The organism is Clostridium sp. MCC353 (assembly GCF_018785315.1).
Classification (GTDB): Bacteria; Bacillota; Clostridia; order Lachnospirales; family Lachnospiraceae; genus CHH4-2.
Map to the genome: position 1 here is coordinate 20823 of NZ_WQPN01000027.1, position 8947 is coordinate 29769.

An 8947-nucleotide genomic window follows, 5' to 3' on the forward strand; every position below is an offset into this window, starting at 1 on the left:
TATTTTTCCTAATTTATCCAGCTATCCGATGCTGCTTCGTCCGTTTTACTCCCTTGTACAGTATCCCAAAATCCATTTATCCTTCTAGTTGCATAAAATAAATCTTCTTTTGTTGGTTCTATATCCTCAGTTACATACCACGGTATATGTAAACTCTGGTATGGATAATTAGTTCTAACAGCTGTAATAAAATGGCGACTAACATCCAAAAAGTCTGGTAAATATAAAGCAAACGTGGTGTCAACATCAGCTGCACAGGCTTTACAAAAGGGAATATGAAATAAATTATACGGTTTTTCCCATTTCATTACTTCTCTGTACAGTTTAGAATTCTCTGGGATATCATCAATTTTTAAAGAAAATCCTGCTTTTCTTATTCTCGGAAATCTTTTTAGGTATAAATAGAATTCTTTTAAAATATCTTTCGGACAATCATCAATTGGAAGGATATCTGGATCTGTAACAACATATAAATCTTTTCTATATACATTAAATAAATCATTTTTCCAAAAAACCATATGCCCCATATTTTCTTTTAGTCTAAAAACCTCATATTGAGTTTTATCATAAAATTCCAATAAAGGCGGATACGTAGAGGCGTTATCTATAATCTTAATATTCGTATATCCCATACTTTCTAACTTTACAATTAGACGTTCTAAGTAAGAAAGTCTATTAAAACTAATAATGAAGATAGGAATATCATAAAAATTTCTCGAATCATTCTTTTTAAAAAACTCTCTTCTTTTCTTGTACAAGGAATAATTTGCGATTGGTAACGTTCTATGTAACGATTTAGCATATTCTAACCAAATTTTCATACGTCAAAGTCCTTTCTTTTTAAGGCCGGCTTTCCAACCAGATGAGATAGATTTCAGTTTTTTCTTTTTATCTGATTCATAAAGCAAAACAATTGCTCCCATCTTCAAATTTCTAATATTACCTCTAATAAATCGAAACCATAAATGATTCTTCAGGGGATAATAAACATTATTTCTTGCCATATAATATTTACGAAAAGCCGAATGATTTCTCACATCTATCGTCCATAAGAGAATTTTCTTTTTTTCGCTTTTACCAATTTCATGTAATAAATGTACATTTTTTACTTGGATTACCCCATACCCATACTTTCGCATGCGATAGCAATATTCGAAATCAACAGAATCGATAAACATGCTTTCATCGTATTCTCCAATTTCTTTCCATGCAGATATTTTTGAAAATGATCCTGATGTTATACAAGTATTTACATACACATATTCTGTTTTCGGATCATGTCCTACCACACCAACATTTCGATCAACAATAACAGGTGCAACCACACCAAGATTTTGCTCTATCGTAAAATATGGCTTCATCAGAGAAACAAAATTATTGGGGCAAACAGAGTCTTGATCCAAACTTAGCATCCAATCATAGTTATTTTCACAGCCCCATTGCATGAGTCTGTTCAATGCAGCTGCTATTCCAACATTTTCACTAGACTCCAAAACTTTTGTATTTGCAAATTCTGAAGCGGTTTGCCTGATATCTTCGATATTATTGGAACCATTATCAAATATTACAATAATTGGCACCTGATTTTGTATCGCTAATATGTTATCCTTTAACCTTACCAATTCTGGATTGTATGTAACAATTCCCGTATATATACTTGACATATTTTCCCCTTATACCCTCAAGGCTCAAGCCAACCATTCCACTGCCTTAGACCTCATTCCGTCCTTAATCCCACTCATGGTAGCTTTTAGTACAGCTTTTTTGTCATGAGCTCTCAAAACACTTGGTACCATAAAAGAAATAATAAATCCTACATAGCTTTTACTGCTATAGCTTTCATATCCAATGCCACCATAGTTTTTCAGTTTTTTATTCAAATAAATAATATTTCTGTTTGTATAATATACCCTAAGTGGAGAAACTTTTTTCTTATATGAAAATTTCGATATGTTTACAGCTAATTTCTTATTTTGAATTTTATTGCATATACTTTTAATTCTTGCAACTGTTTTTTCACTTCTAGGCTCTATATTTCCAAATTCCTGATTTAATTCAACGGTATTCAATCTAAGAATCTTCCATCCCGAATTAATTAATCTTTTACAAAAATCATTATCAACCAAATCTATAAACAGATAGTCATCAAATTTTCCTACCTGAGACCACGCCCTTATTCTTGTATAGCTTCCTGATGTAATGCACATTTGTACATATTGTTCATCACCTTCATAGTTCACTATCTTATTTGCAGGAAAAATCCTTCTTTTATCTACAATCTTAGGACATATGCAAGCTATACTTTCATCTGTATTCTCAGCTTTGTTTGTCATTTGCAACAAAAATTCATCAGAAATAATAGAGTCTTGATCAAATGTCAGAACCCATTTTTCTCCTAATTTTTCCGCACATTTAAAAATTTCATTTAATGCTGTAGCTATACCTACATTTTCTTTTTGGGTTAATACAATAACATTCTCTACAGTTTTTATATATTTATCACACTCTGTATTGCACCCATTAACAAAAAAAATAATTCTCACATTTTCTTCTTGAAGTTTTTCAACATTAGCCTTAAGCCTACTTAATTCTGGATTAAAAACAACTATTCCACAAACCATCAGCCATTCTCCACAATATAATTTTCTTACAATTTTTTCTTAATTGTTTGAATCAATTTACTTGGCAGCATCGTTTTCAAACGTGCTTTCAGCTGTAATCCCACTTTTATCCTATCTACGAATTCAGGCTCATCAATCCCCACATAAAAAACATCTCTCGTTATCGGTCTATCACTTGGACGCACGAGGTTATGCTGCTTCACCATTCCATCTTCCAGCGTAGCTTGCTTCACTTCAGCAAAAGATTCCATCTTCTCAAAAAGCTGTTGTCCTTTTTCCGTATTGACGAAGACGCTTGAAACACCTTTCGGAGAGTTGAATTCCGGGTGGCTTTTTGCAATTCCCCAAAAATCACCCACGGTCAAATCGCCAACACGGCTCGTGTTTGCAAAAGGACATTGATAGCAGATTTCTCTATAACAGTCGCCATCCATAAAATGTTTTCCATAGGGATCAATAAAGAGATTCTTTGTCTTTGTCTCTGTCTCTGTCTCTATCTTTAGCAGATATTGTGTTCCCCAGCCTCGTTTATCTTTAGAGCGAAAGTTAAAGTAAATCACTCGGTCTCCTGCCTGTTTATTCTTATACTCCAAGTATTTCTTAAAAAACTTAGGGGAGGGAACTCCATGGCAAATCAAATCAACTGTATACAGATTGGGCTGGTCTCCACCAAGGAATGCATATAAACCTGCAATCTGGCAGGGTGTTCCTGTAAAAAGGACCGTTTTTCCTTCTGATAACCGACGTTTCACTTTGGAATAACTATCTTTCAAATCAGACTGAACATATTTAGAGGACTGGATTTTTTCTCTTTCTGCATCATTCCTCACTTCAATATGACTTACCACCAACTGATAATCATAAGCAGCTCCATATACTACACCGCCCATTTGCAGAATTGCTTTTGCTGCACTATCAGCTGCTCCACCTGATGCAGAACGCATAATATCGGTATCGTTCTTATTACGCCATGCCCAAACATGTTGTGGCTCATTACGATGGAGATCTGTTTTTTCAGCTGAACATGTTTTTAAGCACCGTTTACATCCAATACAGCTTTTCTCATCGACCACTGGATACCAAAATCCTTCTTTGTTTTCTACCATTGAAATGCAATGCTTCGGACAACTCTGCTCGCAGCTTTTGCACCCTACACATCGCTCTTTTATCCTCGATATGTTCTCCATTTTTATCCCTCTAAATTTTTTCGCAGATACTCCTTTGCCAATGCTCTCTGCTTCTGTAAAATATCATCCACTTCTGCATAATCGATCGGTTGACTATTAATGTTTTCTGCATCTTCAACCTTAGTTGTCATCCGTTTTGACAAACCCAGCCGATTTAGCAAATCATACAGTTTTTCTTCGTTACCATAGCTATTGCCTATACTCTTTCGAATAAGTGCTGTAAACGAACGTTGTGTAATTACAGAGAAAATGCTGCCATGAAACGTATCTGTAATAACTTCCTCTGCATTTTTGAAGTAAGCCAACACATCAAACGGCGAGCAATTCACAAAACGATCTGCGCATTTTTGGATACCTCCAATTGCATAAACCTTCAATTTTTTTTTCTTTGCGTACGTAGCAATCCAATCCGCTTCACTATTAGAAATGCGTCCCGCATACGCATACAGGATCAAGTATTTATCCTCAGTCTTAATATGTGGAATTTTATCGCAACAATTTATGTAATCGTAGATCAGAACCGGATCCAGGTTATACACGGGTACTTTCCCAGTAAGCTGTTCTACAATAGCTCCCGAATTTGCATCTCTTACAGAAATCGCTATAAACCGCTTCAGTAGTGATTCAATCTCGTCAGCCTTTTTATACTTCTTCAGTTTTTCCAATGTTGTGTTGCCAAAAGAAGCTGCATAAGTAATCAGTTTTTTTGCACGATTGTCTTTACCAAACAATTCAAGTGAATAACCCACATTGGAATTTTTCTGGATACAGTTAAAAACCTCATCACTGCCTACAACCAGACAATCCAAGACCGGACTGTAGTTCATTGTATTCGTAATTCCCAGAAGTGGCATATATTTTTTAGCAAAAGACTGCTTATATTGGATGAACGATAGTTTATGTGAAAGAGGAACCTGATATCGAAATGTTTCCAAGCCCTTTTCAAGTTTGCGGACAAATTTATTCCTACTATCCGCATTATCAACAATTACTGATGCGCCGACATGATAATCCACAAATTCTACTTCACAACATAATTCCTCAATTAACTGTTTCAATGCATAAGCCTGCAAAAAAGACCCATAATTTGCAATACGATGCATTGATATGATTCCAACTTTCTTCATCTTTTCAACCTCAATATAATTCTTCTACCAGCTTTTCAAGGTTCTCATTGAACTTTGCATTATTGAATTTCATTCCATGACCCATTCCAGCAACAATCTGGTCATAGTTAGTTATAATATCTCCAAGTGTTTCAATATCCTCCACCGGAATGATTGTTCCCATTCTCTGAACCACATTCTGCGCAAATTCCACTTGATGGTCGTTCACATGCTCATTGAACTGGTGCTGGCGCGGTACAACAATAGGCGTTTTTCCGATTTGTAATGGCATAATAAAACTTGCCGGGCCACCGTGTGTTATCACAATTCGTGCATCCACCACATTTTTAACCATCTGCTGGTAAGGAATTAGTTTGCTCCACTGGCAGTATTCAGGTTCATATGTACTAAACCCAGTTTGAATAATTACGTCGTCCTGGATCGTACCATCTTGTTTTAATTCATCTATTTTTTGAATCAGCCGATTAAATGGCTGTTCATGTGTTCCTACCGTCACAAAAATCATTATTCTCGTCCCCTGCTTAGAATATGCTGCCAAGGTTAATCGCTTTTGGATAAACCTTTTTCTGTTCCTCCCACTGAACAACGAACTTGTCCACAATTGTGTAAACCATCTTACCAGTCATTGTCGGCTTATCAATACGGTCAAATACCTCAATGTAAACTAGCTTTGCTCCCATCATCTTTCCGATGTAAAAGAACGGAACTGCAACTGCTGCGCCGCATGAAATAATCAAGTCAGGCTTTTCTTTGTATAATACATTCCATGCAATCTTGGTATTTTTAATTAGTGCTTTAAGACTCCGGTTGGTCGGATAATAACACCGGTACATTTTTTCGCCTTCCAAAAGGCTTCTTGCATCTTCCTTGTCAAATGTAACCCAAAAATGATCCTTATCTTTCCAAAAAGGCTTTAACATATACAGGTGGGTTAAATGCCCACCAGATGAACCCACCAAGCAAACTTTTATTTTTTTATTTTTATCCAACTGATTGCCCCTCTACATCTTTAGAATTTAAAAGTATCTTTCAGCCCCAGCCACTTCTGATCTTTATCACTTAAATTCAGCGCCGTGCCATCTGTATTTCCAAATTAACTGTTTTCAGATGCTCCCTATATCACATCTCTTATTCATTAAAAAATCTGTTCTTATGATTCCGCCAGGGATTCCTCTCCCCCTTCAGTTCAATTCCTCCCTGGCTTCAAATCCCAATCCTTTTTAACCTTCCATGAAACTATCTCTGATAAACAACACTCATCGATCCTGATCCGTTAACAACAACTGTCACCGTCTTTTTGGCAGTATCCACATTAATGGGATTAACCAAGCTCCAGATTCCAGTATGGTTGTCATAGAACAAAACTTGAACATTGTTCAGGTTTTGAAGCAGGTTTGGCACATACAGTGTTACTGTCGTACTGCCTGTTTTCTCCTGATTGGTATTTGCATCTTTCATGACAAATGCACGAACAGATGTCAGAGCTGCATATTCGCTCAGATTCACATCCTTTATGGCTTCTGATAAAGCTGTACCGGCATTGATCGCTTTGATCGCCTCCACGGTCTGAGCTGGAAGCCCTGCAGTTGCAGCATCTCCATTGACAAAGCCTACCTTGGTATCTCCAATCGTTGCCATTCCCGCCGCTGATATTCCATCTACGGAAATATCCTGGGATGTTGCGGTTCCAGATGCGCTTGTTCCTGTGGTCTTACTGGAACTGGAATCATCATAATAACCGTCTCCGCCACCATCACCGAAGTCGATATTTGTATTTGGGCTTGGGGCCGCAAATGCACTTACCGGTTGTGCTGCCACAAGGGCTGCTGTCAGGAGTATACCTAACCACTTCTTTTTCATGTTACATCACCTTTCCTTTCTTTTTGTATTTATCAATAAACAGCCGATTTGCTGGTTATTGCCTTTTAGGCATTTCGGATTGTCTTACTTATCATATATTTTTGTGCTCTTTTAGTATTTCTCCACATAAAACAAATCCAACATCATAGGCACCAGGTTTTCCCGATCCACATGGTATTCATCATATAAGTTAGTTTCCACTGCTTCCCCAGGCACGGTTATAATATCCCCGTCCCCCAAACTATCCTGGCTGTTCAGCACGGACAGCGCCATGTCCAAATACTGGTCCTTCGGCATATTTGTGATCATATTGTTCTGCAGGCGGTTCATTAAATCTGGGATCAGGTGGTCATCCCTGGACGCCGCCTCTCTGGCTGCCTGTAAATAACCCTGCAGATACTGTTTCTGCCTCCCCATACGGCTGACCGCTGTCTGGGATTTGGTGATATCCCTGTACCTGACAAAAATCTCTGCCTGCTCACCATGGAGGGTGACGGTTTCCCCCTTTTTCAACTCCGGATCCCGTTTTTCCAGGCCTTCATCCCGGATGGTTACCGTTACTCCGCCCACCGCATCATTCAAAATCGGGATGGCGCTGATGTTCACCGCCGCATACCCGTCTATCTTCAGGTTCCCAAGTAAATTGGAAACCGCCTCTGTCATCAGTTCACAGCTCTTTTCCCTTCCATCCCCATAGGCATATGCAAGGGTCAGGTGCTGGATATCTTTTCCCAGTTCATTTCCAGACAGGTCAAACAGTGTGATCTCCGTCATGCTGTCCCGGGGGATCATCAGGATCTTCACCCGGTCCCTGGCCGCGTCCTGGGCCACTAAAAATACCCCGTCCGCCTGGCCTCCCTGGCCGGACGCCGTATGGGATTCCATCTCCCCTTTGGTGTCAACACCGATACAGAGGATGGCACGCATGGCAGTGTTTCTGCGGTAGGTTTTTCCCTGGTAGAGGATTTCCCCTTTTCCGTTATCCCGGCCTTCCTGTACTGCTCCATCCAGAACTGCCCCTGTTAAACTTGAGTTTACGACTTTCTCACGGGCCGCCAGACGTTCTTTCGCTTCCTGACTGGTCCGGTAAGAACGGTAACTGAATCCGGTGAACCAGCACAAGAAGATCAGGATAAGGGCAGCCGCGCCTGCTATGTATAAATAGTTCTTCTTATTTTTATTCTTCATATCCTCATGTCCGGTTTCCAGACCTCCGAAAAGACTATTTTTACTCATCGTTTTATTTATCTTTTTATTTGTCTTTCTATTTGTCTTTTTTTCTTTTTGTTTATCTTTTTATTTACTTTTTTGTTTTCCGTTATCTCTCTGTCTGTTTCGTTTCCCTGTTTCTCTATAATCAAGATGCCCCTCTATGGAACAGCACCACATACACGGTCTGGATCAGCAGCCGTATGTCCAGCCACACCGACCATTTGTCGATGTATTCCAGATCCAGGCTCACTACCTCTTCAAAATCCTGGATATCGCTCCGGCCGCTCACCTGCCATAATCCGGTGATTCCCGGCTTCAGGCTCAGACGCCTCTTATGGTGCTCTTCATACTGCAGGAACTCATCTTCCGTAGGAGGCCTTGTCCCCACCAGGCTCATTTCCCCTTTGAGCACATTGAAAAACTGGGGGAATTCATCCAGGCTGGTCTTTCGTAAGAACTTCCCTACCTTCGTGATCCGGGGATCATCCTTCATCTTGAACATCAGGCCCTTCATTTCATTCTTTTCCATCAGTTCCTTTTTCCGTTCCTCCGCATCCATATACATGGAACGGAATTTATAGATGGAAAAACGGCGGCCGTTCCTGCCGATCCGGACCTGCTTAAAGATGGCTGGCCCGGGGGATTCCAAATGAATCGCCGGTACGATCACGATGCTGAGCAGAACCGTTAGCAGAGATCCTGCCACCCCGCCGATCACATCCATGGCCCGTTTTACAAACAGTTCCGTCGGTTCAAATATCCTCGGGCTATAGGTCAGCACGCGGTAGGAGCCAAACCGTTCGATAGCCTTTTCCTGATGGTCATACGTGTCCACCGCCACATGGGTTTCAATCCCCATGGTTTCCAGGCGCACGATAAACCCGTTCACTTCTTCCCTGGTGCTGTAAGGCAGGCATAACAGCGCCTCATCAATCACCTG

At 39.7% G+C, this 8947-nt stretch carries 10 protein-coding genes; all 10 read right to left on the reverse strand.

Going from position 1 to position 8947, the window contains the following annotated elements:
* Window positions 1-8: 8 nt before the first annotated feature.
* The gene (locus GPL15_RS07015; protein WP_215697382.1) at window positions 9-821 is read right to left on the reverse strand and encodes a hypothetical protein; all 813 of its coding nucleotides are present in this window, start codon (window positions 819-821) and stop codon (window positions 9-11) included.
* 3 nt (window positions 822-824) lie between these two features.
* On the reverse strand, window positions 825-1664 hold the full coding sequence (locus tag GPL15_RS07020) for a glycosyltransferase family 2 protein (RefSeq protein ID WP_215697384.1): 840 nt from the start codon (window positions 1662-1664) through the stop codon (window positions 825-827).
* Window positions 1665-1688: 24 nt separating this feature from the next.
* On the reverse strand, window positions 1689-2621 hold the full coding sequence (locus GPL15_RS07025; protein WP_215697386.1) for a glycosyltransferase: 933 nt from the start codon (window positions 2619-2621) through the stop codon (window positions 1689-1691).
* Between the two features lie 26 nt (window positions 2622-2647).
* Window positions 2648-3808, reverse strand: coding sequence for a Coenzyme F420 hydrogenase/dehydrogenase, beta subunit C-terminal domain (locus GPL15_RS07030; protein WP_215697388.1), 1161 nt, complete (start codon window positions 3806-3808; stop codon window positions 2648-2650).
* Window positions 3809-3810: 2 nt separating this feature from the next.
* A complete protein-coding gene (locus tag GPL15_RS07035; protein WP_215697390.1) occupies window positions 3811-4935 on the reverse strand; it encodes a polysaccharide pyruvyl transferase family protein in 1125 nt (374 codons plus the stop codon).
* Window positions 4936-4945: 10 nt separating this feature from the next.
* Window positions 4946-5440, reverse strand: a complete 495-nt coding sequence (locus tag GPL15_RS07040) for a glycosyltransferase (protein ID WP_215697392.1) — start codon at window positions 5438-5440, stop codon at window positions 4946-4948.
* 16 nt (window positions 5441-5456) lie between these two features.
* Window positions 5457-5924: a PssD/Cps14F family polysaccharide biosynthesis glycosyltransferase gene (gene pssD, locus GPL15_RS07045; protein ID WP_275950464.1), complete on the reverse strand. Its 468-nt coding sequence runs from the start codon at window positions 5922-5924 to the stop codon at window positions 5457-5459.
* Window positions 5925-6171: 247 nt separating this feature from the next.
* Window positions 6172-6795, reverse strand: coding sequence for a hypothetical protein (locus GPL15_RS07050; RefSeq protein WP_215697394.1), 624 nt, complete (start codon window positions 6793-6795; stop codon window positions 6172-6174).
* 111 nt (window positions 6796-6906) lie between these two features.
* Window positions 6907-8031 carry an LCP family protein gene (locus tag GPL15_RS07055; RefSeq protein ID WP_346344912.1) on the reverse strand — a complete coding sequence of 375 codons (1125 nt, stop codon included), beginning with the start codon at window positions 8029-8031 and terminating at the stop codon, window positions 6907-6909.
* A gap of 121 nt (window positions 8032-8152) precedes the next feature.
* Window positions 8153-8947: sugar transferase (locus tag GPL15_RS07060; RefSeq protein ID WP_215697396.1), on the reverse strand; the 795-nt coding region annotated here is incomplete at its 5' end.